This is a genomic window from Faecalibacterium sp. An192 (assembly GCF_002160175.1).
GTDB lineage: Bacteria > Bacillota > Clostridia > Oscillospirales > Ruminococcaceae > Faecalibacterium.
This window is the reverse complement of record NZ_NFKB01000015.1, coordinates 1-25483: the sequence shown is the minus strand read 5'-3', so window position 1 is coordinate 25483 and position 25483 is coordinate 1. Positions and strand designations below refer to the sequence as shown.

The 25483-nt window shown below is 58.7% G+C and carries 23 protein-coding genes; 19 read left to right on the top strand and 4 right to left on the bottom strand.

Features of this window, described 5'->3' with window-relative positions:
* The first annotated feature begins 13 nt into the window (after positions 1 to 13).
* The 10 genes from B5F27_RS06605 to B5F27_RS06560 all read left to right on the top strand — a co-directional run bounded on the left by B5F27_RS06605 (position 14) and on the right by B5F27_RS06560 (position 11329).
* Positions 14 to 1255, top strand: a complete 1242-nt coding sequence (locus B5F27_RS06605) for an SEL1-like repeat protein (RefSeq protein WP_087365615.1) — start codon at positions 14 to 16, stop codon at positions 1253 to 1255.
* 141 nt (positions 1256 to 1396) lie between these two features.
* Entirely contained in the window at positions 1397 to 1822 is a 426-nt protein-coding gene (locus B5F27_RS06600) for a nuclear transport factor 2 family protein (RefSeq protein ID WP_087365613.1), read from the top strand.
* A 295-nt stretch (positions 1823 to 2117) separates the two neighbouring features.
* Complete coding sequence (locus tag B5F27_RS06595; RefSeq protein ID WP_087248690.1) at positions 2118 to 2411, top strand: autorepressor SdpR family transcription factor; 294 nt, start codon at positions 2118 to 2120, stop codon at positions 2409 to 2411.
* A complete protein-coding gene (locus tag B5F27_RS06590; RefSeq protein ID WP_087365612.1) occupies positions 2386 to 3405 on the top strand; it encodes an SdpI family protein in 1020 nt (339 codons plus the stop codon). Before B5F27_RS06595 ends, B5F27_RS06590 begins: the two co-directional genes overlap by 26 nt.
* Before the next feature lie 87 nt (positions 3406 to 3492).
* On the top strand, positions 3493 to 3663 hold the full coding sequence (locus B5F27_RS06585; RefSeq protein WP_204228847.1) for a hypothetical protein: 171 nt from the start codon (positions 3493 to 3495) through the stop codon (positions 3661 to 3663).
* Positions 3664 to 3828: 165 nt separating this feature from the next.
* The gene (locus tag B5F27_RS06580; RefSeq protein ID WP_087365610.1) at positions 3829 to 5304 is read left to right on the top strand and encodes a glycosyl hydrolase family 28 protein; all 1476 of its coding nucleotides are present in this window, start codon (positions 3829 to 3831) and stop codon (positions 5302 to 5304) included.
* A 263-nt stretch (positions 5305 to 5567) separates the two neighbouring features.
* Complete coding sequence (locus tag B5F27_RS06575) at positions 5568 to 7256, top strand: efflux RND transporter periplasmic adaptor subunit (RefSeq protein WP_087365608.1); 1689 nt, start codon at positions 5568 to 5570, stop codon at positions 7254 to 7256.
* Positions 7253 to 8011: an ABC transporter ATP-binding protein gene (locus tag B5F27_RS06570; protein WP_087248700.1), complete on the top strand. Its 759-nt coding sequence runs from the start codon at positions 7253 to 7255 to the stop codon at positions 8009 to 8011. Before B5F27_RS06575 ends, B5F27_RS06570 begins: the two co-directional genes overlap by 4 nt.
* The gene (locus B5F27_RS06565; protein WP_087248702.1) at positions 8008 to 9201 is read left to right on the top strand and encodes an ABC transporter permease; all 1194 of its coding nucleotides are present in this window, start codon (positions 8008 to 8010) and stop codon (positions 9199 to 9201) included. The genes B5F27_RS06570 and B5F27_RS06565 overlap by 4 nt, the downstream gene beginning before the upstream one ends.
* Positions 9202 to 9220: 19 nt before the next feature.
* Positions 9221 to 11329, top strand: a complete 2109-nt coding sequence (locus B5F27_RS06560) for an S-layer homology domain-containing protein (protein ID WP_087365606.1) — start codon at positions 9221 to 9223, stop codon at positions 11327 to 11329.
* Between the two features lie 83 nt (positions 11330 to 11412).
* On the opposite strand, the gene B5F27_RS06555 is transcribed toward B5F27_RS06560, so the two are convergent.
* On the bottom strand, positions 11413 to 12255 hold the full coding sequence (locus tag B5F27_RS06555; RefSeq protein WP_087365604.1) for a hypothetical protein: 843 nt from the start codon (positions 12253 to 12255) through the stop codon (positions 11413 to 11415).
* Positions 12256 to 12466: 211 nt separating this feature from the next.
* On the opposite strand from B5F27_RS06555, the gene B5F27_RS06550 reads away from it, so the two are divergent.
* The gene (locus tag B5F27_RS06550) at positions 12467 to 13270 is read left to right on the top strand and encodes a hypothetical protein (protein WP_144066490.1); all 804 of its coding nucleotides are present in this window, start codon (positions 12467 to 12469) and stop codon (positions 13268 to 13270) included.
* A gap of 85 nt (positions 13271 to 13355) precedes the next feature.
* On the opposite strand, the gene B5F27_RS06545 is transcribed toward B5F27_RS06550, so the two are convergent.
* Positions 13356 to 14276 (bottom strand): LysR family transcriptional regulator, encoded by a 921-nt coding sequence (locus tag B5F27_RS06545; RefSeq protein WP_087365600.1) that lies wholly within the window; start codon positions 14274 to 14276, stop codon positions 13356 to 13358.
* Between the two features lie 214 nt (positions 14277 to 14490).
* Between B5F27_RS06545 and B5F27_RS06540 the strand changes: the two genes are divergently transcribed.
* The 7 genes from B5F27_RS06540 to B5F27_RS06510 all read left to right on the top strand — a co-directional run bounded on the left by B5F27_RS06540 (position 14491) and on the right by B5F27_RS06510 (position 22347).
* Positions 14491 to 15888 carry an alanine/glycine:cation symporter family protein gene (locus B5F27_RS06540; protein ID WP_087365598.1) on the top strand — a complete coding sequence of 466 codons (1398 nt, stop codon included), beginning with the start codon at positions 14491 to 14493 and terminating at the stop codon, positions 15886 to 15888.
* A 241-nt stretch (positions 15889 to 16129) separates the two neighbouring features.
* Positions 16130 to 16843 carry a LytTR family DNA-binding domain-containing protein gene (locus B5F27_RS06535; protein WP_087365596.1) on the top strand — a complete coding sequence of 238 codons (714 nt, stop codon included), beginning with the start codon at positions 16130 to 16132 and terminating at the stop codon, positions 16841 to 16843.
* On the top strand, positions 16828 to 18216 hold the full coding sequence (locus tag B5F27_RS06530) for an ATP-binding protein (protein ID WP_087365594.1): 1389 nt from the start codon (positions 16828 to 16830) through the stop codon (positions 18214 to 18216). The genes B5F27_RS06535 and B5F27_RS06530 overlap by 16 nt, the downstream gene beginning before the upstream one ends.
* A gap of 152 nt (positions 18217 to 18368) precedes the next feature.
* The gene (sfsA, locus tag B5F27_RS06525) at positions 18369 to 19034 is read left to right on the top strand and encodes a DNA/RNA nuclease SfsA (protein WP_087365592.1); all 666 of its coding nucleotides are present in this window, start codon (positions 18369 to 18371) and stop codon (positions 19032 to 19034) included.
* Between the two features lie 514 nt (positions 19035 to 19548).
* Positions 19549 to 20292, top strand: a complete 744-nt coding sequence (locus B5F27_RS06520; protein WP_087365590.1) for a LemA family protein — start codon at positions 19549 to 19551, stop codon at positions 20290 to 20292.
* Between the two features lie 198 nt (positions 20293 to 20490).
* Positions 20491 to 21480: a DUF3137 domain-containing protein gene (locus B5F27_RS06515; RefSeq protein WP_087365588.1), complete on the top strand. Its 990-nt coding sequence runs from the start codon at positions 20491 to 20493 to the stop codon at positions 21478 to 21480.
* A gap of 30 nt (positions 21481 to 21510) precedes the next feature.
* Positions 21511 to 22347, top strand: a complete 837-nt coding sequence (locus B5F27_RS06510; protein ID WP_087365585.1) for a DUF1266 domain-containing protein — start codon at positions 21511 to 21513, stop codon at positions 22345 to 22347.
* A 267-nt stretch (positions 22348 to 22614) separates the two neighbouring features.
* Here the strand turns inward: B5F27_RS06510 and B5F27_RS06505 are convergent, their stop codons facing one another.
* Positions 22615 to 23265, bottom strand: coding sequence for a hypothetical protein (locus B5F27_RS06505; RefSeq protein WP_087365583.1), 651 nt, complete (start codon positions 23263 to 23265; stop codon positions 22615 to 22617).
* Between the two features lie 585 nt (positions 23266 to 23850).
* Entirely contained in the window at positions 23851 to 24291 is a 441-nt protein-coding gene (locus B5F27_RS06500; protein ID WP_087365580.1) for a DNA starvation/stationary phase protection protein, read from the bottom strand.
* A gap of 396 nt (positions 24292 to 24687) precedes the next feature.
* On the opposite strand from B5F27_RS06500, the gene B5F27_RS06495 reads away from it, so the two are divergent.
* Positions 24688 to 25326, top strand: coding sequence for a CatA-like O-acetyltransferase (locus B5F27_RS06495; RefSeq protein ID WP_087365578.1), 639 nt, complete (start codon positions 24688 to 24690; stop codon positions 25324 to 25326).
* The last annotated feature ends 157 nt before the right edge of the window (positions 25327 to 25483 follow it).

Here is a 25483-nt window from a genome sequence, read left to right as displayed (position 1 = left end):
GGAGGAATCAAAAATGGGCAAGTTTTTCAGTGACGCAGTGGAGACGGCGCTCCAGTACATCTACTACCAGGAGCGGCAGGGAAAAGGCTGGGAGGGCCTGGAGCTTCTGCAGCAGGCTTCTGCCGCCGGAGATGGCGACGCCAGCTGCATTTTGGCCCGGTGCCTGTGCGGCCCCCAGTATGTGTGGCAGGGCCATGGTTTCCCGGAGGATGACGAAAAGGCCACTCTGCTGTACCACAAAGGCGTGGAAGAGGGCAGCGCCCTGGCGGCGCTGATCTGCCTGCGCACCGGAGATATGACCCCCTCGCTGGAAAAGAAGATGCCCTTTGCCAGCCTGCAGGAGGCCTTCAATGTGGTTCTGGAAAAGGCCAAAGGGGGCGAGCCCTTCTGCCAGTTCGTAATCGGCAACGTGTATTTCTGGGGCGATTACATCCGGATCGAAAACAAGGGTCCCGACGCCTTCCCCGACATGGGAGCCTTCCGCGATTACGTGGTCGAGAACATCCCCAAGTGCGAGGATTGGTTCATCAAGGCCTATAAGAATGGCGTCTATGCCGCGGGCGACAACCTGCATCATTTCTATGAGGCAGGCGAGGAGGGTCTGATCCCGCCGCAGCCCGAGAAGGCCAAGGGCCTCTATCGCATCGGCGCGGAAATGGGCCACCCCATCCACCAGTTCTATTGGGGCAACGAGCTGAACGATGCCGGCCAGAAGCAGGAGGCCCTCCACTGGTATCAGGAGGCGGTCGCCGGAGGCGAGATGCGGGCACTGTACCAGATCGGCTGCCTCTATGAAGAGGGCGAGGCCGTACCCCAGGATTACGCCAAGGCAGCCCAGTGCTATGAGACCACACTGAACCTGGATGGGTATTCCATCGGCAGCCACAACCGCCTGGGCGCAATGTACTTCAACGGCAAAGGCGTCCCCCAGGACTATGCCAAGGCTTTCCAGCTGCTGAGCTGGGCCTACAATCAGGACAACCGCTGGGGTGTGTTCTATCTGGGCAAGTGCTGCTTCTATGGCCTGGGCACCCAGCAGGACTATGCCCGCGCCCGCACCTATCTGGAAGAAATGACATGGGAAAACAAAGAGGCCAATTATATGCTGGGCTATATCTACGCCCGGGGCCTGGGTGTTCCGGCGGACATCAAAAAGGGCGTGGCTCTGCTGCAGAAGGCCGGCGACCGCGCCGACGCGAAAGAGGAGCTGCTGCGCTACCGCAAGACCCTCTTTGGCAAGTGGGTGGTGCGCTGAGACAAGCGGTACGGAGAAACGGTAAAAAGGCCCGGCCCGCCGCATCATAACAAACACAAAGGGCTGCCGGGTGAATCATCGGGCAGCCCTTTTCCGTTTCAAGACAGACCCGAAACATCAGCTGAGACAGGAGACCCCGATATGGACACAGCAAAGCGTGAAGAAAAGATCCGCCTTTGGTTTTCGATGTGGCTGCGGCAGCAGGACCTGGGCATCCGGGAACTGTTTGCCCCGGACGCAGTCTATACCGAGAGCTGGGGACCGCAGTATCACGGCTGCGAAGCGATTCTGCATTGGTTTCAGGAATGGAACACCCGGGGCACGGTGCTGGAATGGGAGATCCGACAGTTCTTCCACAAAGACGGCCAGACAGTGGTGGAGTGGTATTTCCGGAACCAGATGCAGGACGGGCGGGTGGAAGCCTTTGATGGCGTCACCCTGGTGGTGTGGAACGCCGCCGGTCAAATTAAGTCTTTGAAGGAGTTCGGGTGCAACTGCGACACCTATGACCCCTACCAGAACGGGCCCATGCCGCACTTCCGGGATGAAGCAGCCCGGTGGTTTTGACGTGCTTGTGTGAGGCCACGGCCGGTTCCTGAAGCCAATCCCACAAAACAATCCGCTGATTCTTTGCTTTTGGGCAGGGAATGGCGGATTTCTTTTTGGAAGGGGGCCAGATACATGTCCGGTGGAGGCTGCTCCCGGCATGGATGCCCTTATAAATGGAACCTTTCCGGCGGCAGGAAGCTGCCCGGTGCAATGTACTCCAGCGACCTTGACAGGGGATGGGCTTTGTACTATCCTATAATTAACGATTAAGTTAATTGTTAATCGTAATGAGACGGAAAGGGAGGAATGAGCTTTGAGCTTACAGCATACATTGAAGGCGCTGGCGGACCCAATCCGACGGGAGATCCTGAACCTGCTGAAAGGCGGACGGCTTTCGGCCGGAGAAATAGCCGATCATTTCCCGGTGACGGCGGCGTCCATTTCGCGGCACCTGTCGGTGCTCAAGGACGCGGACCTGATCCGCGACCAGCGGGAAGGAAAGTATATCTATTATGAGCTGAACGCCTCGGTGCTGGAGGAGGTCATGCTCTGGATTACGGATTTGAAAGGGGAGTCCGGCCATGAAAAAGATGATCGCGGAGAATAAAGGAAAACTGCTTGTTTCGTCTCTGGTGATTCTTCTGCCCGGCCTGCTGGGCTGGCGGATGGCATGGGAGGCAGTGATTTTTCTGGCAGCCCATTGGCTGTGCCTGCTGCTGGTGTTTGCAGATCGGCGCAACCGGGAGGGCCAGAGCAAAAAAGCAATAGGACTGGTTTTCTGGCTGCTGCCGGTGATTTCGCTGTTGTCGGGGGCGGTGGTGGCAGGCCTCCAGCGCGGGTATAATGGCGCAGATTTCATGATTATTGTGATGAACCTGGGTTTTGGCCTGCTGTTTTTGCTGATCGGCAACTATATGCCCAAGTTCCGCCAGAATGCCACCATCGGAATCCGGGTCAAGTGGACCCTGGAAAATGAAGAAAACTGGAACGTCACCCATCGCTTTGGCGGCAAGGTGTGGGTGGCGGCAGGCCTGGCCTGCATGATAGCGGCTCTGCTGCCCTCTGCGGCGATGGCGGTGGTGTTTACGGCAGCCATTGTGGCGGCGGCCATAGTGCCCTGCGTCTATTCCTATCTCTATTACCGGAAACAGCTCCAGGCAGGTACTGCCGTTCGGATCCAGTCCAGCCCCCGGCAAAAAGTCATCGGGCTGGTGATTCTGGTGGCGGTGGTGGCCTTTGTCGGCTGGGTTCTGTTTGCGGGTAGCCTGAAAGTGAACTATGGGGACACCTCCTTTACCGTGGAGACCGGGTACTGGTCCGACCTCACCGTGGATTATGACTCCATCGAGTCGGTGACTTATCAGCCGGGAGACACCGCCCCCAGCGCAGGGGTGCGCACCTACGGCTTTGGAAACTTCCGGATGCTGATGGGCTCTTTCTCCAACGACGCCTATGGCAATTACACCCGCTACACCTATGCCTCCTGTAAGGACAGCGTGGTGCTCAGCGTCAATGGGGAGACCATTGTTCTGAATGGCCCTGATACCGCCTCCACCCAGGCCCTTTGTGAGGAACTGACGGCACAGCTGGCGGCCCGGTGACCGCGGCCTCATCCCTTGCGCGGCGCGGGAAAATCTGCTATCATAAAGCCAAAAGAAACGCCGAACAGGGGAATGGAGGACGTCCATATGGGATTCATCGCAACGCTGACACTGGTTTTTATTGTGCTGAAATGTCTGGACCTGATTGCCTGGTCCTGGGTGTGGGTGTTCTGCCCGGTGTGGCTGACGGTTCTGCTGGTGGCGGTGCTGTTCCTCCTGATTTTGGTGGGCGGCCGCATCAAGAACGGCAAGTGGTAACCATAGAAACTCCAGCAGGGGGCGAAAGCCCCCTGCTTTTTTGATGCCCCGGCGGGCCGGTCCTATGGCGAAGCCTGCCAAACTATGCTATACTGAATTTGTTGTATACAGCCCTCTGCAATTGCTGCGGAAGGCGGAGTGTAAAGTAAGGAAAGGAGCGCTTTTATGGCGAATCTTTATGCCCTGACCGGGCCCGACCGCATGACCTTGTACTGGGACCTTCCGGTCCAGCCGTCCGAGCGGTATGAAATCTTGTTGGACGGCGTGCCCTGCGGAAGCACCGATAAAACCCATTTCACCCTCCAGGGCCTGACGCCCCGCACCTGCTATGCCGTCGAGGTGCGCCCGGTGGGGAGCATCCAGGTTGTGACAGAGGGAGAAAAGCGGCCTCTGGATGTGACGGCAGAGCCCTGGGGCGCAGTAGGGGACGGCAAAACCGACAACACCGCCGCCCTGCAGCGGGTTCTGGACGCCTGCGGCCTGGAGGAATATGTCTATTTCCCGGCGGGCGTCTATCGCACCGGCGCCCTGTTTGGCCACAGCCATCTGGAAATCTGGCTGGACAAAGACGCCGTCCTCCAGGGGTCTTCCCGGCCGGAGGATTATGAACCCCGCATCCTGAGCCGCTTTGAGGGTACCGAAATGATGTGCTATGCCAGCCTGCTGAACTTCGGCACGCTGGATCATACCGCCGGGCCCAACTGCGAGGATGTCCGCATCTGGGGCGAGGGCACCATCTGCGGCGGCGGATACGATCTGGCCTGGGGGACCATTGCCTCGGAGCGGGAGCGGATGAAAGAGGAACTGGCCGCCATGCAGGACCTGGTCAAGACCTGCGAAAATGAGAACACCATTCCCGGCCGGGTCCGGGGCCGGCTCATCAACCTGAGCAACTGCGCCCATGTGCGGATTTCGGGCCTGACCCTTGCCGACGGCCCCAGCTGGAATGTCCACATGGTTTACAGCCGGGACATTGTCACCGATCACTGCACCTTCCGCTCCAAAGGCATCTGGAATGGCGACGGCTGGGACCCGGATTCCAGCGAGGACTGCACCCTCTTTGGCTGCACCTTCTACACCCAGGACGATTCGGTGGCCATCAAGTCGGGCAAAAACCCCGAGGGAAACCGTATCAACCGTCCCACCCGGGGAATCCGGGTGTTTGACTGCCGCAGCAGCTTTGGCCATGGCATCTGCATTGGCAGCGAGATCAGCGGCGGGATTGAGGATGTCCGGATCTGGGACTGCGACCTGGAGGACTCCCAGTTCGGCGTCATGGTCAAGGGCACCAAAAAGCGGGGCGGCGGCGTGCAGGGCTTGTCGGTGCGGCGCTGCCGTCTGCCCCGGGTGATGGTCTGCCAGGTGGGGTACAACGACGACGGCGTCCCCGGTCCCCATCCGCCGGTGTTCCGGGATTACCTCTTTGAGGACCTGACCCTTACCGGCCTCTATCGGGATGTGGATGGCGACGGCAGCATGAAACCCTGCGCTCCGGTGGAGCTGGCGGGCTTTGATGTGCCGGGCTATGAGCTGGAACAGGTGACCCTCCGCAACCTTTGCCTTGCCGGCTCGGAAACCCGCCAGCTGCTTTTGAAGGACTGCAGGGGCGTGTGTATGGAGAACCTGAATTGCGTCCCTTGAGGGGTGGTCCGCCGGTTTACTTTTCCCGGGAAATCCTTGTGCAAACACGGCTCGGCTTATGAATCGTAAAAAAATCCGTCCAAAAGCCGAAAAAACGGTAGCCTTCTCACAATTTCAACTTTTTTGTGGTGTATAATCAGAGGGCTGGCAGCATCTGCCAAGGCAGGAAATCATGAAATCTCAAGGTAAATTCAAGGTTGAATCAAGATTGCCTCAAGATGAACATGCTATGCTGTTGGTAAATGAAAAGGAGGAATAATACCGTGTTTAAAAAGAAAAAACAACAGGAGGACAAGGACGGCCAGAGCGTTTCGCTCAGCCCGGGGACCGCAGGCGCAGCGCCGGCGGCAAAGGGCGCCAAGCCTTTTCTGAAGCGCAACTGGAAAAAGATCGCCGCAGGCGTCTGTGTGGTGGCTGTGGCGGGAGCCCTTTTCCTGCCCAGGAACAGCGCCAGCAAGACTGCGGCCAATATTTCTTACATCGAGGTGGCGCCGGAACAGCGCAGCATCACCAATGTGTTCAGCGATTCCGGCACCATTACGGCGGCCAATACCTATGAGGTCAAGGCCCTGGTGCGGGGCAAAGTGCTGACCTCCGACTTTGAGGAAGGGGACGTGGTCCAGGCAGGGGATATCCTGTACACCATCGACAGCTCCGATGCGGCCAACAGCGTGGAGCGGGCCCAGCTGTCCCTGAATCAGGCCCAGCGCAACTATGAGGACGCCGTCAACGCCCAGTATGTCCGCACCGATATCGGCGGCACTGTGGTGTCGGTGAAGGCTGCCCCCGGCGACGCCGTCTCGGCCGGGCAGGAGGTGGCGGTGATCCGCGACGACTCCACCGTCCTGCTGACCCTGAATTTCCCGGCTGCGGACGCCGCCGGGTTCAGCGTGGGCCAGACCGCCCAGGTCACCCTGGACGGCACCTATGAGACGGTCACCGGCTCCATCCGCTCGGTGTCCGGCTCGGATACCCTGAGCACCGGCAGCCTGCTGGTCCGCACTGTGGTGATTGCAGTGCCCAACAACGGCAGTTTGACTTCTGCCCAGGCCGCCACCGCCTCGGTGAACGGCGTGGGCGCTCTGGGCTCCGCCCGGTTTGCCTACCAGAAGGAGCAGACCCTGACCGCTTCGGTTTCCGGCACCGTTGCAGCCCTCTGCGTCCAGGAAAATGCCCGGGTGAACAGCGGCGACGCCATTCTGCAGCTCACCAGCGACAGCCTGACCCGCCAGGTGGAGACCGCCTCCGACAACCTCCGCAGCGCGGAGCTGTCGCTGGATGACGCCCAGAACACCATGGACAACTACACCATCACCGCCCCCATCAGCGGCACCATCATCCAGAAGAACATCCAGGCCGGCGAGACGGTGGGCAGCGACAGCTCCACCACCACCAGCCCCATGTGCATCATCCACGACCTGAGCTATCTGGAGCTGACCCTGAACGTGGACGAACTGCAGATCCTCTCCATCAAGGAAGGGCAGTCGGTGTCCATCACCGCCGACGCCGTCCAGAACAAGACCTTTGAAGGCGTGGTGACCAACGTTTCCTCGGCCGGCACCACCACCGCCGGTACCACCACTTATCCCGTCACCATCCGCATTGAGAACTTCGGCGAGCTGCTGCCCGGCATGAACGCCACCGCTGAAATTGTGGTGGCCAGCGTCCAGAACGCTCTGTCCATCCCCAATGCCGCCGTGGTGCGTGGCAATTACGTCCTGGTGACGGCGGACTCGCCCAGCGCGTCCAACGCCGTCAGCGAGATGACCGCCCCCGAGGGCTACGTCTACGTCAAGGTGGAAACCGGCGTCAGCGACAATGACTACATTGCAGTGACCAGCGGCCTGCAGGCCGGCGACACCGTCGCCTATGATGCCTCGGCTGTAGCAGCGGGCGGCATGGGTGACGACATGGCGGTCATGGTTGCCGGCCCGGGAGGTGGTCCGGTATGAGTGCGCTGATTGAGTTTGACTCGGTCTGCAAGTACTACCAGATGGGCGATACGGTGGTTAAGGCCGCCGACCACATCTCGATGAAAATTGAAAAGGGCGAATTTGTGGCCATCGTGGGCCAGTCCGGTTCGGGCAAGTCCACCTGTATGAACATTATCGGCTGCCTGGACGTTCCCACTTCCGGCACCTACAAGCTGAACGGCCGGGACGTGGGCAGCATGGACAAAAACGAGCTGGCCGAAATCCGCAACGAGCTGCTGGGCTTTATCTTCCAGCAGTACAACCTTCTTCCCAAGCTGAGCCTGCTGGAAAACGTGGAGCTCCCCCTGGTGTACGCGGGGCTTTCCCGCAGCGAACAGCACCAGCGGGCCAGGGAAGCGCTGGAACAGGTGGGTCTGGGCAACAAGCTGGACAATAAGCCCAGCCAGCTGTCCGGCGGCCAGCAGCAGCGCGCCTCCATTGCCCGGGCCCTGGTGGGCCGGCCGGCGGTGATTCTGGCCGACGAGCCCACCGGCGCTCTGGACAGCCATACCGGCCGGGAAGTGCTGGGCATCCTCCAGAAACTGCACAAGCAGGGGAACACCGTGGTCCTCATTACCCACGACAACTCCATTGCAGTGCAGGCCGAGCGGATCATCCGCCTGGAGGATGGCCGGATCGTCTATGACGGCGATTCCCATGCGCCGGAGGCAGTGGTCCAGCCCAACTATATCCCCCAGGAAGAGGAAGAAACGGAACAGGAGGGCAGCGTATGATCTATGAAACCTTCCGTCAGGCCCTGAAAAACATCTGGAGCAATAAGTTCCGCACCTTCCTGACCATGCTGGGCATCATCATCGGCGTTATGGCCGTCATGGTGATTGTGGGTCTGGGCAACGGCCTGACCCTGAGCATGCGGGAGAGCGTGTCCTCCATGGGCATGAACCTGCTGCAGGTCAGCGTCATGGGCCGCGGCGCCCGCACTGTGGACGTGGACGATGTCTACGCCATCGTGGAGAGCCGCCCCGACCTCTACTCGGGCATTTCGCCCATTGTCAGCATGACCGGCACCGTCAAGGTGGGCACCAAGACCTATAGCCGGACCAGTGTCTCGGGCATCAGCGAAGTGTACTTTGGAATGACCGGCACCGCCATCGAAAAAGGACGGCTGCTCCAGTATGTGGACTGCGCCGACTACAAGAAAATCTGCGTGGTGGGCTCCTATGTGGACCGCGTGGCCTATGGCGGCAATGCCATCGGCCAGACCATCAAGGTGGGGGACGACCAGTTCACCATTGTGGGCGTCCTGAAATCCCAGGTGGAGGACCCCAACCTGCAGGAGGGCAGCAACGACGACACCATTTATGTGCCCTACACCACAGCCCTGCGCCTCAACCGCAACAGCGTGGTGTCGGCGTATGGCGTCACCACCGTCAACGAGAGCCAGGTGTCGGAGGGCAAAGCCGTCCTGGAAGCAGGCCTGAAAAAACTGCTCAACTCGGACAGCGGATTCTACGTCACCAGTCTGAGCGAGATGCTGGCCACCCTGGGCTCCATGATCAATATGGTGGTCATGGTTCTGACGGCCATTGCCGCCATCTCTCTGCTGGTGGGCGGCATCGGCATCATGAACATCATGATGGTGTCGGTGGCGGAGCGCACCCGTGAAATCGGCATCCGCAAGGCTCTGGGCGCCAAAGAGCGCTCGATTCTGGGCCTGTTTGTCACCGAAGCCGCCACCACCTCGGCGCTGGGCGGCGTGGTGGGCATCCTGCTGGGATATCTCATCTCGGCGGGCGTCAACCAGGTGCTGACCATGACCAATGCAGGCATGACCATCCAGCCCTCCATGGGTTCGGTGATGGTGGCCTTTGGGATTTCGGTGGGCATCGGCGTTCTGTTCGGCTATCTGCCGGCCAAGCGTGCGGCGCGGCTCAACCCCATTGAGGCTCTGCGCTATGATTAAAGAGGGAGGAATACACGAGATGAAAAAACGGTTTCTTGCACTTTTGCTGGCCGTCTGCATCGCCTGCGCCATGCTGGTTATGCCTGCTTCGGCCACCAGTGCCAATACGGCGGTCCAGACGGCGGTGATGCTGGGAGGCCTGACCTCCGAGCAGACCGCCGGCCTGAATGCAGCCCTGACCCGCGGCCAGCTGGCCCGGCTGCTGGTGGCTTTCTCGCCCTATCGGGAGAGCGCCGCCTCCCAGGGGACGGCCGGCACCCTGTTCACCGATGTGAGCGGGGATGCACCCCTGGCCCCTTACATCCGCATCGCCGTCCAGCAGGGCTGGATGAGCGGCTATACCGACGGCAGTTTCCGGCCTGACAACCAGATCACTCTGGAGGAGGCCTGTGCCGCTGCCCTCAACCTGCTGGGCTATGACGTCACCACCCTCAGCGGCACATTCCCCACCGCCCAGCTGAACAAGGCCAATGAATTGGGTCTGCGCACCGATCTGAACTGCGCTCCCGGCCAGGTGATGAATCTGGAGGACGGCTCCGTCCTTCTGTACAACGCCCTGACGGCCAAGAACGGCAGCGGTGAGGTCTACGGTTCCACCCTGGGCTTCTCGGTCACCGATGGCCAGGTGTCGGTCTCCTCGGTGCTGCTGGGCAGCCTGGAAGGCCCCTTTGTGGCGGGCCAGGGCACCCAGCTGCCCTTCACTCCGTCGGCGGTCTACCGCAATGACACTGCCACTGCTTCGGCTGAGCTGAACCCGTACGACGTATACTACTACAGCGCCAACGCCAAGACGGTCTGGATCTACTCCAAAAAGGCCGCGGGCCGCATCACGGCCGTGGCCCCTTCGGCCAGTGCACCCACCTCGGTGACGGTGGCCGGCACCGAATACACCATCGGCTCCTCTTCGGCTGCCTCGGTTCTCTCCTCCCTGAATGGCGGCGGTGTGGGCCAGGTGGTCACCCTGCTGCTGGGCATGGATAACCAGGTGGTGCAGGTGCTGACTGGCACCCAGGCCGACGAGGTCTTTTGCGGCGTGGTGCAGAACTCCGCCCGCAGCCTGGTGGAAGGCAACGGCGCCGACGTGCTGCAGAGCGTGGCGGTGGCCTGCACCGACGGCGTGGTGCGGACGGTGAATGTGGACAAGAGCCTGAATTTCCCGGCTGGCATGCTGGTGGAAATCACGGTGGACGAAAACGGTGAGAACGTCCGCTCCATCGATACCAAGTCCATCAGCGGCACCTTCAATGAGACGGGCACGGCCTTTTCCGGCACGGCCCTGGCAAACGGCGTTGAGATTCTGGACACAACGGCGGAGGGTGTGGCTGGGGCGATAAGCCCCAGCCGACTATCGGGGGTAACCCTGAACGGCAGCGATGTCCGCTACTACACCACCAACGCCCAGGGCGAGATTGACCGCATGATCCTGAACAACGCCACCGGCGATCTGTGGACCTACGGCGTCCTGGACGACGTCCGCAACCTGACCAGCGCGGTGGGCAGCACGGTGGACAGCTCCCTGGGCCGGCCCAGCACCACGGTGCCCGGCACCACCGGGAGCACCAGTACCGGCAATGTGGCGGCGGATGTGGCTGACCTGGTTCTGCCCAGCACCAGCGATATCCTGTATGGCATCATTGACGGCAGCATCGCCAGCACGCTGTGGGACAGCCTCACCAGCAGCACCGGCAAGGTGGCCGCCTATGCGCTGCAGCTGGCCTCCAAAAACACCAGCGGCGCCCTGAGCAATATTCTGGGCTATCTGGGCACCGGCGCCAACTATGTCTGCTATATCAACGGGGAAAACACCACCCTGCAGACCTCAGTGAAATACCCGGTGGTGGCCGGCGGCATTGCGGTCAGCAAGAGCCCCACCGGTACCGTCAAATCCATGATTCAGCTGATGCCCACCATGATTGATCAGATCGGCGCGGCGTCGGTCATGAGCGGGAACACCCGCTACGAGACCGCCGACAATATGCAGGTCTATCTGTGGTACAAGGGCCAGTATTTCACCACCAGCCTCTCCCAGGTCAACCCACAGGACTATCACCTGATCGGTTGGTATGACAGCCTGGGCTGCGCGGCAGGCAACAAAATCCGCGTGCTGGTCGCCGTGAAGAAAGATTGATTCATTATCCCCCTGTTTATAACAATGCGCCCCGCAGTGGTTCTCAAGCCGCTGCGGGGCGCGTTGTTGTTTGATGAAAGGAATCAGCCGGCCATTTCAGCCACCAGGGCGGCCAGAGAGCGGACGGCCTGGATGAGTTCGGCCAGGGCGTTGATGTCCTCGTCCTTCATAACCGAGGCGGGCAGCTGGATGTCGTATTCACCGGGCAGAGCCTTGCCGGTCAGTTCCAGATGCAGGCCCTGGCTGGGAATGTCCACCAGCACATGGCAGCGGAAAAACTCGGCCCAGATGCTCTGGATGGGGAAGCCGATGGTGATGACCGCGCCCCCCTGGGACTCCTTGGGGGTGAAATAGAGGTATCCATCCATGGCGTTGTTGGGATGGACCCGCTGCATGGAAAACAGGGAGAAGGCGCTGACCGAGTAGTCTTCCATTTCCGAGACGGTGGGCTCGGTGCCCAGCAGCAGGGCCAGCTGGTCCTGGGAGATGTAGTCGCCCAGAGTCCAGTCGGGGATCAAGGAACCGATCAGCGGATACTTTGCGGCCAGACCGGACAGGAACGTCCGGTAAATCTGGCGGATGTTCAGAAGGACCTTGCCGTTCTGTACATAGAGATCGGTGAAGGCTTCTTCTTTGCCGGCGGCGTACCAGGCCAGATAGAGGTCGCTGCCGTGGCTCTGGCCCGAGAGGGTGCCGGTGAGGCCGCCCAGGGATTCCAGGGTGGAGTAGGTGAGGGAGGGCTCGGCCGCCGTCGAAGTTACCTGATAATCAAAGGAAAAGGCAGCCCCCTTGGCCAGTGCGGCGGACCGGCTGCGGATCAGAAGGCCAAAGGCCAGCAGAACCGCCGCTGCAATGACGAACAGAACCAGGAGCACCCGGAGGGCCAAACGCCCCGGGCGCCGGGAGTTGGATTTGGATGCGCTCATAGAAACAACCTCCTTTTTGAGATGGATGGAAGGATGGGTGCAAAGGGTCTCTGAGCCGGTGTCGGCCGGAAGGGAAAAGACGTAAGAACGTGCCGATTCTGTGCAGGGTGCCGCTGTTCTCTTGTTTGTCGGGGAAAGATATGGTAAAATATACCCGTCCGCTGCAAAAAGAAACTTTTTGCCACTCACACGAACAGAAGGAGCGCTCCCCATGAAACAACGAATGGTATCTCTGGCCCTGTGCGGGCTTGTGCTGCTGACCGGCTGTCAGCGTTCGACGGTGCAGGAAGAGATCTGGGAGCTGGAGCAGGAGGACGTGGTCTCTTTTTCGGATGGAGAGGCCGTCGACCGCTGGCGCGGCTACCAGAACGGGCTGCGGGAGTCGTGGGTGCTGTACGAATTGTCGGATGGAACCACCATCCTGACCGAGGATGACGCGGTGGGTCCCGAAGGGGACGCTGGCTACAGCATCCTCAGCCAGGAAGTGCAGTCTGCCGTGTCGGCCTGGTATCAGGGGGCGGGCCGGCGGTATGACCTGAATACCCTGCTGCAGGCCGCCTATACCCGCTATCAGGAACAGGGAAAGGACAACTTCCAGGCGGGGCGGGTGAGCCAGAGGGTGGCCTCCACCGCTTTCAGTGAGCAGGTGATTTATTTTACCACCACCGTGGACCAGGCTGTGGACCCGGCCCAGGGACAGACCCTGCGGTATACCGCCGCCTTTGACCGCACCAGCGGCCAGCGGCTGGAACTGTGGTCCCTGTTCACCCAGCCGGAAGCCAATGTGCGCCTGGCGCTGGCCGCCGCAGCCGGGGATGACCCCGCGGTGCAGGAACGTCTGGCCGCCGCCATCGACCCGGAACGGGTGATCTTTTATGCGGACCACCTGGAAGTGGATTTCCCGGCCGGAGCCTTTGAAGGGCTGGACATCGCCTATACCCTGGCGGTGGATTACGAACAGCTGTCCGGCCTGTTGTCCAGCCGCGCGCTGCCCAGCAGCAACGGCACCGCCTGACCTCCAAAAGACAATACAAGCCGCAGAGTGTGCGAACCGGAAGGGGAGTGTACACCTGCGGCTTTTTGCGTTGGGTGCAAATTGATTATAGCATGTTTTGCGGGCCAGGACAATCGGACGCCGGTCCAATTCTCTGGAGCATCAGGTCGATCCACTGCTGCATCTGCGGAGTAATCCACTTGTTGCGGTGATAGACCAGCTGGCTCCACATCTGAATCTGAGGGCTGTCCACTGAGAGAATGGTGAGCCGTCCGGCGTCCAGATGCTTCTGGACGGCATACTGGGGCAGGAAGGAGATGCCCGCATTTTCCAGTAGCATATGAACGATGATGTCGGTGTTTCCGGTCTCAAGAAAGGGATGCATTTCCAGGTTTCGGGCGGCCACAATCTGTTCCAGATCGTAGCGGTAGCTGACCCCTTTTTCGGTGAGGGCCAGGGGCTGGGTCAGGATCTTTTCCAGCGGGATGTTTTGCTCACCCGCCAGGGGATGACCGCAGGAGGCCACAAACACGATGGGCTCGGGCCGTTCCAGCACCTTGACCCACTCCGGGAAGTCGGTTTTCTTGTCCAGAAAGAACAGAACGTCCACGTCGTTCTGGCGCACCATGTCGAACAGCTCCGAGATCAGGCCGGTGTGGATGCTGGTTTCCACCGCCGGGCACAGGGTGTGAAATTCCAGCAGAATCTGGGGCAGAACGCTGATGGACAGAGACTCGGCCGTGCCGATCCGCAGCTGCCCCGAGGGCTTGCTGTCGTCGCTGATAAACGTCTGGGCTTTCTGGGCAACCTTTAAGAGCTCCATGGCGTGGGGGATGAACCGCGCCCCGTTTTCGGTCAGCTTGATCCGCTTTCCGATCCGCTCAAAGAGCTGGGTGCCCAGCTCCTGCTCCAGCTGCTTGATCTGTACCGTCACCGCCGCCTGGGAATAGCCCAGCTGCTGGGCCGCCCGGGAAAAGCTCTGCAGTTCGGCCACCCGCAGGAAAGTTCGTACCGTTCGCAGTTCCATCTGCTGCACCTCTCTTATAAATTTGAGTAAATAATTTTATAAAAACTATTCGTTTCACAAAATCATACATTCATGTTACACTAAATGAACGCAAAAATCAATCCGGTTTTAAGCGGTCGGAGAGGGGAAAGGGCCTGCCTGGAGCAGACCGGCATCTGCCCCGGAGCAAACCCATGGCCTGCGGGCCAGCGGAGACAATGAGGTTGAATTTCTTATGGCGCTGATACAGACAATGTACAATCTGCTGTGGGGGGACATCGTTCAGATTCCCCTGCCGGGAGGGAGCACTCTCGGCCTTTCCCTGTTGGTGATGATTCTGATCCCGGCGGGAATCTATTTCACCGTTCGGACCCGGTTCCTCCCGTTCCGGCTTTTTCCCGAGATGGTGAAGATCACCCTGGAAAGCCACCGCAAAGAGGAGCAGGCGGGCATCTCGGGCCTGCAGGCCCTGATCGTCTCCACGGCCTGCCGGGTGGGCATGGGGAACCTGGTGGGCGTGGTGGCGGCCATCTCGGCCGGCGGTGCCGGTGCCGTGTTCTGGATGTGGCTGATCGCCCTTCTGGGGTCCTCCACGGCCTTCATCGAGGCCACCCTGGCCCAGATTTACAAGGAAAAGGACCCCCTCTACGGCGGCTATCGGGGCGGTCCGGCGTATTACCTCCACAAACTGTTCATCCGGGAGGGCAGCAAGCGGAAGCGCTCGATTGTGGCATCCCTGTTTGCCTTATCGGGCCTGATCTGCTGGTGCGGAATCAGCCAGGTGACCAGCAACTCCATTTCCTCGGCGTTTGAGAATGCGTTCCATATTGATCCGCTGTACACCACCATTCTGCTGGTGATTCTGGCCGCCATTGTGGTGCTGCGGAAGAACGCCACTGTCAAGGTGCTGGACCTGATTGTCCCGGTGATGGCTGCGTGCTACTTCTTCATCACCATTTTCATCATCGTGAAAAACGCCCAGCTTCTGCCGGCGGTGTTCCAGCGGATTTTTGCCGAGGCCTTTGGCCTGCGCCAGGCCGTCAGCGGCGGCATCGGCGCAGTCATCATGAACGGCGCCAAGAGAGGCCTGTTCTCCAATGAGGCCGGTTCCGGCTCGGCGCCCTGCGCCGCTGCGGCCGCCGATATCAGCCATCCGGCCAAAGAGGGCCTGCTGCAGTCTCTGGGCGTGTTCATTGATACCCTGGTGATCTGCAGCTGCTCGGCCATGGTGATGCTGCTGACCCCCGAGAGCCTGACCACCGGCCTGGAAGGCATGGACCTGCTCCAGACCGCCATGCGGTACCATCTGGGCGAGTTCGGCGTGATCTTTATTGCGGTGATTCTGTGGCTGTTCAGTTTCTCCACCTTCCTGGGAATTCTGTTCTATGCCCGGTCCAATGTGGCGTACCTGTTCGGGGACAACTGGATCTCCCAGACTTTGTACAAGATTCTGGCCTTGGTGATGCTGTTTGTGGGCGGCCTGGCGGCCTATCAGTTCGTGTGGGACCTGGGCGACGTGGGCGTGGGCCTCATGACGGTGTTCAACATGATCGCCCTGGTTCCGCTGGCCCCCAAAGCACTGGCCTCCCTGCGGGACTATGAAGAACACGAAATGAAACGCAGAAAGAGCTGAGCAAAATCTCTCTTTCGTGACAAAAAATCTGCCGTTCGCTGCGTTTCGGTGGCAAACCGGGCGGGTTTGTGATACAGTAACAAAAAAGTACCCCTGACATCGTGAAGCGTTCATGCGGTGTCAGGGGTTTTGTGTGAGAATGGGCAGTGAATGCGACGGCCCGGTCGAAGGCGGCGGGGGAGATTGCGCTTTGAAACGGAACATTGTATCATAAAACAAACGGGTTTTGGAGGGGTGAGCGATGAAAGTATTGGTTTGCGACGATGAGCCGGAAGCCCTGGAAAAGATAGAATCCCTTTTGGCCCGGCCCTGCCGGGAGGCCGGGGCGGAACTGATAATCTCGGACCGGCCCGAACAGCTGGACAATCTGGCGGAGTTTGATCTGGCTTTTTTGGATATCGATATGGCCCGCCTGGACGGCATGACCCTAGCCCGGCGGCTGCGGGCCGCCCGGCCGGACGCAGTCATTGTCTTTGTGACCAACTTTGTCCAGTATGCCCCGGAGGGATATGAGGTGCAGGCTTTCCGCTACCTGCTCAAGCCGGACCTGGACGAAAAACTGCCCACCTGCTTTGCCCTGGCCATGGAGGAACTGTGCCGCAGGCGGCAGACCTTCACCGTCCGCGCAGATGGGGAAGAGGTGACCCTTCTGCTCCGCGATATCCTCTATTTTGAGTCGGACCAGCGGACCATCACCGCCCATCTGACGGGGACGGAGCGGCCGCTGTGCCGGTTTACGGGCGGTATCAGCGATCTGAGCGAGAGCCTGGGGATTACGGGTTTTCTGCGGGTGCACCGCAGCTATCTGGTCAATATGGCCTACATCCAGCGGTTCCAGTATGGCCAGATGGAGCTGCGAAACGGTGTTCAGCTGCCGGTGAGCAAAAAATATTACCGGCAGCTGAAACAGCAGTATCTGCTGTGGAAGGGGCGAACGGCATGGAGAATGTCCTGATTTCTGTGGAAATGCTGGCAGAGACGGTCACCGCCATCCTGTTTAACCTTTTGGATGTTGGGATCGCTCTGCTTTTCCTCGATGTGTTTGGCAAACGCCGCCTCCATGGCATGCAGTACTTGGCTGTGGCCGGGAGTTATTGGCTGGCCGCCCTGGCCTGGTGCGAGATCTATAAATCCCGGATCGGCTTTTCTTTCATGGTTAAGATGCTGGTCCTGATGGGGCTTTTGTATATCACCTGCTGCATTCTTTATACCGGCCTGTCCCGGCTGTACCTGGCATTTCTGGTGGTGATCCAGTACCTGGCGGGTTATCTGTATTCCGCCAGCGTGTCCATGGCCGCTTCGGCCTTGTGCGGGGTGACCGTACAACAGTTTGCGGACTGGAGTTATGCGCCGTATTACCTGCTCTCGGCCATGGTGTACTACAGTTCGGCGCTGGGGTTTGTGCTGGGCTTTCGCCGGCTGTTCCATCGGTGGGGGAGGCGGAATCTTCCTCCCCGGTATTTTGTACTGTACTTTGTATTCCCGGCAGCTTCGCTTCTGTCGCTGGCAGCGCTTCTGCGGCTGAGCAACGACCAGCCGGTCTCTCTGCTGTTCATTGTGGGATGCTGCTTTGCGCTGCTGCTGGCCAATTTCGCCGTCTTTTACCTTCTGCACCAGATGGAACATGCCGCTCAGGAACACGAACGACTGGTGACCCTGAACCAGCAGCTGAAAATGCAGTCGGTCCATATGGAGACGGCCACCGCGCTGTATGAGGCGCAGCGGAAAGCAACCCATGATTTCCAGTCTCAGCTGGAGGTGTTGGGCCAGCTGCTGGCCCAGCACAAATACGCCGATGCCCAGACTTATCTGCGGGCAGTTTCGGCCCGGCAGACCGAGCGTCTGGTGCTGGTCAACTGCCGGCATGGGATTCTGGATGCCCTTTTCAATACCAAAGCCGCCGCAGCTCTCCGCAAGGGCATCGAAATCCGCTTTGAGGTCAGCGATCTGTCCGGGCTGCCCTTTGACCCGGCAGACCTGACGGTCCTGCTGGCCAATCTGCTGGATAACGCCATAGAGGCCTGTGAAAAATGCACTGGGCTTCGGGCGGTGGAAGTGCAGGCGGTGCTGGAGGAGAGCTTTTATTTCTCGGTGCGGAACACGTCCCGGCCGGTGGCCATTGTGGAGGACACCATTTCCACCACCAAACCTGACTCCAAACTGCATGGGTTCGGCCTGGCCAATGTGAAAGCCATCCTGGACAAATACCATGGCTTTTATGCCATGGAATACGCCGACGGGTGGTTTCAGTTTGCCGGAGAGATGCCGGTTTCGCAGGACCCGGAAAAGACTGCCGGCCCTGCCTGCGGGCCGAATACAGAGAGCTGAAAAAACCATGCAAAAGGCTGGCCGGGCGGGAACATCTCCGGCCGGCCTTTTGTGTGAACCGGGTGAAATCCATGGATTTTGATGCGGCGCCGTGGTACAATCGGTTTGCACAACCAAACAAAGAGCTGAACCGTGCAGAAAGGGAAACCGCTGTGAAATATGGGAGAATCATCGAGGGCCGTTTTCTCTCCCGGCCCAACCGCTTTGTGGCCCGGGTTGAGGTCCAGGGCCGAGAAGAAACGGTGCACGTCAAAAACACCGGCCGGTGCAGAGAATTGCTGGTGCCGGGGGCACCGGTGCGTCTGGAAGTGTCCGACAACCCCAGCCGCAAAACAAAGTACGACCTGGTGGCGGTCCGCAAAGAGGGCCTTGGCTGGGTCAACATCGACAGTCAGGCCCCCAATCGGGTGGTAAAGGAATGGCTGGAAACCCAGGATTTTGACGTCATCCGCCCCGAGTTTTCCTATGGCCGGTCCCGCATTGATTTTGCCATGGAAAAGGCCGGCCAGACCTATCTGCTGGAGGTCAAAGGATGTACTTTGGAGGTGGACGGGGTCGGCTATTTCCCGGACGCCCCCACTGAGCGGGGCGTCAAACATCTGCAGGAGCTGACCCAGGCCCAGCGGGCAGGGTTCCGCTGCGGGATTGCCTTTGTGATCCAGATGGAGGGAATCACCGAGGTGCGGCCCAACACGGCCACCCATCCGGAATTTGGGCAGGCCCTGGCGGAAGCCCGGGCCGCCGGGGTCAAGGTGTTGTTTCTGCTCTGCCGCGTGGGAGAAGATTCTCTGGAAATTGTGGAGCAGAGGGAAGGATGAGGACGTTTCTGCGCCCGCTCTCGGGCTGGAATATGCGCAGGAACGAATGTTTCTGACAGCAGGGCAGGGGCTTGCCGTGGGGCGGCCCCTGCCTTGTTTATTTTGAGAAACAAAATTTGCTGTAAATCGTTCTTTTGGACAACAAAGCTTGTTCAAACGCCCTTTTGACTTTCGGATGTATGGAAAGAGGTACAAAGATCTTTCAAAAAGGACTTCCTGTTTGTTCCATGGAATGATACAATAGATGCGTCATCCTGAACCGCTCCGCCGGCCCGGAGTCCTCCGGGCGGCGGACGGATTGGGAACCCGGCGAAAGCGCCGGGACTTCCCCGGCTGAAACCGGTGGTCTGCGGTATTTGGGGCGGCAGCTGCCAGAGGAAGGAGAGGATTTCAAAGCCTGAACGGGCGCAGGACGCTGAACAGATCGGCGTGTGCTGCCTGTACGGGCGGAGCGATATGCAAGAGCATTCAGGTTCACCTGCGGTATGAGACATCATCGAAAAGGAGAATGAGTATGCAAATCCTGATTATTGTGGCGGCTGTGGTTGTGGCGCTGGCTGCCTGGTACATTTCGCTGTATAACCGGCTGCGGCGGCTCTCGGTCAAGGTCCAGGAGGGAAGCTCCGGCATCGATGTGGCGCTGGAAAAGCGGTACGATATGCTGTCGGAGGAGCTGGAAGCGGTCAAGAAATTCCTGCAGCATGAGTATGACGTGTACACCGGGATCACCGCGGTCCGCACCGGGAAAGAGCTGGAAGAAGCAGCCTTTGAGGAAAAGAAGGGCCTCTCGAAAGAGGCCGCCCAGACCATCCAGAAAACCATCAGCGAACAGCAGCTGCAGATGCAGGAGATCAAAAAGCAGATGGAGCAGCGACGGGTTCAGAATAGCCCTGACGAGGACGGCGGCGTCGGTTCCGGCGACAGCCTGTCGGCGCAGCAGATGAGCCTGAACCAGAAGCTTGGCCTGCTCACCTCGGTGCAGCAGGGGCTGAGCGGCGTCAGTTCCTCCATCAATGCCCTGGCCGAGCAGTATCCGGTCCTGTTCTCGATAAGGTCGATGGAACACTTCCAGCGGGATATCTTTGACGCAGAGGAACATCTGCAGGCCGCCCGGCGGCTCTACAACGCCAACGTGTCCCTCTATAACCAGAGAATCGAGATGTTTCCTTACCTCATCGTGGCCAAACTTCACGGCATGAAAAAAGCCGATTTCTATGAGGTGGAGGAGAAGAAAAAGACGTTTGAAGTGAAGTTCTGATGCAGGCAGGCCGGGCGGCGGCCAATGGCACGATCCTCTCTGTTTTGAAGATGCTGCTTTGGTGTATCCGCATCCTTTGCCTGCGCTCCCAGAGCGCCGGGGCGAGGGAATGGAAGGCGGGCCGGGATAACCCGCTGCCGTTCACTTTGCAGTAAATGAATACCGCAGGCTCCCTGCATCAAAGGAGGAATTTTTACCATGGAATGGGTGGAACAGAACATCAGCGGCGTCAAGCTGGAAAAGCTGCGCAAGGATGCCCAAAAGAAAACCAAAATCATGCGGCGAATTCTCCCGTGTTCGTTTGGGGTGTTTGTGGCGATGGCTCTGCTCAACAAGGTCTGGGTGCTCGGTTATCTGGATGAGCTCCAGTGGGGCGACTCGACCACAACGGGGCTGTTCTTCGTGTTGTTGGGAGAGCTGATGATGGCGGCGATTCTCTCCTGCGTCATTTACCTTTTCTATTCCATTCTGGTGTGGAGAAAGGCCTATGACCGGTTCAATTACAGCTTCAAAAACAAGTATGTGCTGGATACCATCCGCCGGATTCCCGGCTTTTCCCGCCTGAAATACAACTCCCAGGGCGGCATCACCTATGAGGAGATGGACCGGATGAACCTGATCCCCAAGGGCGACAAGGTGTATTTTACCTCCTCGGATGAGCTGACCGGGGAGCTGGAGGGGGTGCGGTTCCGCACCAGCAACGTCTCCACCGGCCAGCGCCCCACGGGCAGACGTTCCCTGCCGGACATCCTGTTTGAGGGGCAGGTGCTGATTTTCTCCCGATTCGATGACCGCAAGAGCAGCCAGGGTTTTGTGCAGGTGTTCTCCAAAAAGGCCCTGCCGGAAATCAAGCGGACCACCGCCCCGCTGAACATCCACACCGAAAACAGCGTTTTCAATGAGAACTTTGTGGTGTTTGCGGAGAATGAAACCAACGCCTTTTATATCTTGACCCCGCAGGTACTGGAACAGATCACCGCGTTTCAGGAGGCCATGGAGGGGAAAGTCTACCTGGCCTTCAATGAAGAGGAACTGTATGTCACCTGCAGCCAGCTGCGCAATCCCTTTGACGCCCGGCTGGACCTGACGGTGGAGGAACAGTGCCAGCAGATCATTCAGGACACCAATATTCTGCGCAGCGCGCGGGACATTCTGGTCCGCGCCGGTGAGCACAGCAGCCCGTATTAATCCGAAAACAGGAAAGGAGAAACATTCTTTATGGCTGGATTCATTGCCTGTTTTGTCACCGTAGGAGTGGGCCTCATCATAATCGTGGTCGGCAACTACTTTTTCAAACCCAGAGAACAGCGGGTTGAAGTGGACAATCCTCTGTCGCCCACCCTGCGGTGGATGAATACCGCAGGGTCCATTCTTCTGGCCGCCAACGAGGGCAGTTTCCGCAGGATGGCGGGAATGATTTACCCCGGCGGCGAGAACATCCCGGAGCGGGTGGAGCGAATCCGGAACATGCTGCGGGATTACTGGGAGATTGAGACCCATGACCAGGCCATGGAGGAAATGCAGTCCCTGCTGGATACCGGAATGCGGTCCGCCTATGGCGCGGAAATGCAGCGGCTGGAGATCCGTTACGCCGGTTTCTCGGAGGAGCAGCTGATCCAGGTGGCCCGGGAGCGGAACCCCAAAGCCGATGAGGACAGCTTTCTCCCCAAGATGCTTATGGCCTATCGGAAGTACGGCGAGGACGCCCTGCTGGGCTGGGACATGGGCCGGGCGGCCTTTATCGTCCAGTGCTGCTATTTTGTGGGATATGTCAGCATGGAGGAAGTGCTGGAAATCGGCGTGGAAGCAGGCAAAAAGGCCCAGGCGGTTTTCCAGAACTGGGAGGAAATGATGGAGAGCTATCTGCTGGGCGGGCAGTACTGGCAGCGCGACGACAAGAACGACCCCAAATCCATGACCGCCGAGCGCTGGAAACTCTACATCAAACTGTGGAAGGGCGAGACCGCTTCCCGCGAGACGCCCTATCTGTCGATTCCCTTTGACCTGCCTCTGTCCAAAGAGATTGTGACCGACAAGTACGGCTACATGGTCTAACGGCGATAAGATGGGCGGGCCGCCAGGCCTTAAAAGAGACCGGAACATCCATACAAACTAAGAAAGCCGCCGCCAGGGCAGACAGCCCGGCGGTGGTTTTTGCTGCAAAGGGTACCATGATAGAAAAAGCCGCCGGTTTGCTCTCGCAGGCCGACGGCTTTGATTGGTTTATTTAACGGATTTGAAAGCTGCCTCCGGACTTTGCCGAGGAACGGGAAGCGCTTGAGGATTCTTTATGGAGCGCGGAAAGGCCATGCTTGGGCTGATTTATGCAGGGACAGAGACTTCCGTCACTTCTACATTCAGACTGGACAGGAACTGCTGAATTTCTGCCGCCGAGCCGGTGGGGAAGCCGTCGTACAGGATAAACAGGCCCGTGGCGGACACCGCTCCGTCCTCGCCCACCAGGAAAGAAATCATGGCCGGCGCTGCGTTTTCGTAGGTGTAGAGATAGAGGAGATTTTCGTGCAGGTCGTCACAGAAAAAGATGCGGGAAGCGGTGCAGGCGCTGGCGGCGGCCAGGGCGTCAGCGCCGCCCTTGGCGTTGATCTGGGCTGCAATGGAACTCTGGACGGTGGCCCGGAGATAAGCCTGCAGGGTGTCCGAAAAAGCCTCTAAATCTGCGTTCCGGGTGAGATGGGATACCGTCTCGTCGGACAGCCGAATCTGATAGACGGTTTTGGGGCGGGAGTAGTCGCCGTCACCCACGGCAGAGAGGATGGAGGCCAGGTTCTGATTGCTGGAAAAAAGGTTGACCCAGTCCTCGTTTTCCGCCATCTCTTCCATCACTGATACGGTGGAAAGTCCCTCTTGATAGAGGGCAGAGGAAAGGCTGTTGGTGCCGCTGTAAGCCCCCAGCAGAAGAAATGCGCCCAGGGTGGGTAAAATCAGTTTAACGGCTTGTTTGAGCAGTTTCATGTTGCGTGCCTCCAATGTGAAGTTTTATCCAGCGAACGATCCCGCTTGCTGCGCCCGCGGCAGGGGATGGAATTCTGGTGTTTTGGGGTGGTCTGCTTTTGGCGTATGTCGGACAGGTCTGCGCTGTCTCGGGTGAAATCCGGGTGAACCGCCCGCGTGATGGTCCCAACAAAAACGCTCTGGCCGGCTGTCCAGAACACAGAGCGTGCAAGCGAAAACCCCACCGCATCCGCGGGACAGACCTGAGCGGTCTTGAAAAAGACCGAGGTTCATCACAGAGCCTCGATCCATCACAAACCGCATTGGCCGCAGTGGGGAGACGGCCAAACGCTGTCAAAAGCAGAACCGATATATTACAAAGCATTATAACATAAATGCCCAGAAAAAGGGAGAGAAAACGCACAATCCGGATTTGTTTTGAAAGAAATGCGCGGAGACAAGAAGAAAAAGTTTTGGTCCGGTCAAGCGTTCCATACATAAAATGTTCGGGAACAGGAGACTTTCTCCAAAACAGAAAAAGGTTCTGTTATGATGTCCGCACAAAAAAGCGGGGGCGGTAGCCACCGTCCCCGCAGAGGGAGTAATTTATTTCTGCATGGCCTCAACGAACCACAGAGTCTTGTTGTACTGAGCCAGATGGTCCTCCATCATGGAGACCACAGCGTAGACGTCATCGGCGGCTGCGTCTGCCCGGATCTGCTGTGCCTGATCCCGAAGGAGAGTCAGGTCGGCCTGAACGATGCGGAGTACCTCACGGGAGCGCAGCTCGGCAGAGGGCAGCTCCTGAATGGAAGCTGCTGCCAGGTAATCCTTGAGAGAAGCCAGCGGCTGTTCGCCCTGCATTTTCAGCAGCTCGGCCACTTCATCCAGCACACCAGCCATCGCGTCGTAAAGCGTTTCCAGATACTCGTGGACCTGCTTGAAATCCGAGCCCACCACGTTCCAGTGGAGATTGTGCAGCTTGATATACATGACGCCCATGTTGGCGAGATAGGTGTTGAGAGCGGTTGCAAGTTCTTTCTTCATAAGGATGCTCCTTTCGATGTGAAAATTTACTTGGTTAGATGTATCTAACCTATGGCTATAGGATAACAGAAAGAGTCCGACTTGTCAAGGTGAGCAGATCACACAATGAAATATGGTTTGATATAGACGATGATGGGTGTGAATTTTACTTCACAGAGATGACCGGCATGCGCTTTCGTGAAAGCGTGTGAGGGTGTGCATCCGGTTGCTTCCGCGGTTCGGGCGGCGCCCTGGCCGGGATGAGCGGCCGAACTGTTTCCCGCAGATGAACCCTGACGCTTCCAAAACAGGGGACAGCTGTATTCCGATAGAAAAATCTGAGGGATTTCTATTCCCAAACGCGGCGGACCATAGTACAATAGGATCAATAACCCAACAAAACAGGGAGGCAGCCATATGGAACGACTGGACCAAGCCAAATGGGCCCGCAGAGAAATTTATGAGATGTTTTCGAAGATGGACTATCCCTTTTACTCGGTCACCATTCCGGTGGACGTGACCGAGATCAAGCGCCTTTCAAAAGCCCGGGGCGTGTCTTTTTATATGCTGATGGTCTGGGTGTGTACAAAGGCGCTGAATTTCGTCCCGGAGTTCCGTATCCGCATCCGTGGGGACGAACTGGTGGTGCTGGACCAGGCAAATCCCAGTTTCACCTATATGCCCAAAGGCTCGGAGGTTTTTAAAATTGTGACCCTTCCGTGGGAACCGGAGTGGGAGTCCTTCTGCCGCAACGCCCAGGAGCAGAGCGAACAGCAGACCTGTTTTATCCGTTCCGGGGAAGAAACCGACAGTCTGATTTATTTTTCGTGTACGCCCTGGTTTGACTTCACAGCCCTGACCAACGAACACAATTTTGATAAGGACGACACCGTGCCCCGGCTAGCCTGGGGAAAATATTACCAGGAAAACGGGCGGCTGTGGGTTCATTTGTCGGTCGAAGTGAACCACCGTACCATTGACGGCTTCCACATTGGAGCCCTGAAAGCCATCCTTGACCGGGAAATCCAGCACCTCGGGGAACAAAATCCGGATTGACAAGATGAGAATCATCCCCGGCATTTCCTCAGCCAATGGAAAGCGAGGCAAATAAATATCCCCCGGCATAGCCGGGGGTTTTTCATATGCGGGCATAGCCCTAGAATACTAGCCACGCGTCACGTCGCGTAAGTACGGTCTGCCAGCCGCGAAGGAT

Bases quoted from the DNA above. Each gene is read 5' to 3' on its own strand.
- B5F27_RS06605 (WP_087365615.1), top strand. From the start codon at position 14: ATGGGCAAGTTTTTCAGTGACGCAGTGGAGACGGCGCTCCAGTACATC.
- B5F27_RS06600 (WP_087365613.1), top strand. From the start codon at position 1,397: ATGGACACAGCAAAGCGTGAAGAAAAGATCCGCCTTTGGTTTTCGATG.
- B5F27_RS06590 (WP_087365612.1), top strand. From the start codon at position 2,386: ATGAAAAAGATGATCGCGGAGAATAAAGGAAAACTGCTTGTTTCGTCT.
- B5F27_RS06585 (WP_204228847.1), top strand. From the start codon at position 3,493: ATGGGATTCATCGCAACGCTGACACTGGTTTTTATTGTGCTGAAATGT.
- B5F27_RS06580 (WP_087365610.1), top strand. From the start codon at position 3,829: ATGGCGAATCTTTATGCCCTGACCGGGCCCGACCGCATGACCTTGTAC.
- B5F27_RS06570 (WP_087248700.1), top strand. From the start codon at position 7,253: ATGAGTGCGCTGATTGAGTTTGACTCGGTCTGCAAGTACTACCAGATG.
- B5F27_RS06565 (WP_087248702.1), top strand. From the start codon at position 8,008: ATGATCTATGAAACCTTCCGTCAGGCCCTGAAAAACATCTGGAGCAAT.
- B5F27_RS06560 (WP_087365606.1), top strand. From the start codon at position 9,221: ATGAAAAAACGGTTTCTTGCACTTTTGCTGGCCGTCTGCATCGCCTGC.
- B5F27_RS06555 (WP_087365604.1), bottom strand. From the start codon at position 12,255: ATGAGCGCATCCAAATCCAACTCCCGGCGCCCGGGGCGTTTGGCCCTC.
- B5F27_RS06550 (WP_144066490.1), top strand. From the start codon at position 12,467: ATGAAACAACGAATGGTATCTCTGGCCCTGTGCGGGCTTGTGCTGCTG.
- B5F27_RS06545 (WP_087365600.1), bottom strand. From the start codon at position 14,276: ATGGAACTGCGAACGGTACGAACTTTCCTGCGGGTGGCCGAACTGCAG.
- B5F27_RS06540 (WP_087365598.1), top strand. From the start codon at position 14,491: ATGGCGCTGATACAGACAATGTACAATCTGCTGTGGGGGGACATCGTT.
- B5F27_RS06535 (WP_087365596.1), top strand. From the start codon at position 16,130: ATGAAAGTATTGGTTTGCGACGATGAGCCGGAAGCCCTGGAAAAGATA.
- B5F27_RS06530 (WP_087365594.1), top strand. From the start codon at position 16,828: ATGGAGAATGTCCTGATTTCTGTGGAAATGCTGGCAGAGACGGTCACC.
- B5F27_RS06520 (WP_087365590.1), top strand. From the start codon at position 19,549: ATGCAAATCCTGATTATTGTGGCGGCTGTGGTTGTGGCGCTGGCTGCC.
- B5F27_RS06515 (WP_087365588.1), top strand. From the start codon at position 20,491: ATGGAATGGGTGGAACAGAACATCAGCGGCGTCAAGCTGGAAAAGCTG.
- B5F27_RS06510 (WP_087365585.1), top strand. From the start codon at position 21,511: ATGGCTGGATTCATTGCCTGTTTTGTCACCGTAGGAGTGGGCCTCATC.
- B5F27_RS06505 (WP_087365583.1), bottom strand. From the start codon at position 23,265: ATGAAACTGCTCAAACAAGCCGTTAAACTGATTTTACCCACCCTGGGC.
- B5F27_RS06500 (WP_087365580.1), bottom strand. From the start codon at position 24,291: ATGAAGAAAGAACTTGCAACCGCTCTCAACACCTATCTCGCCAACATG.
- B5F27_RS06495 (WP_087365578.1), top strand. From the start codon at position 24,688: ATGGAACGACTGGACCAAGCCAAATGGGCCCGCAGAGAAATTTATGAG.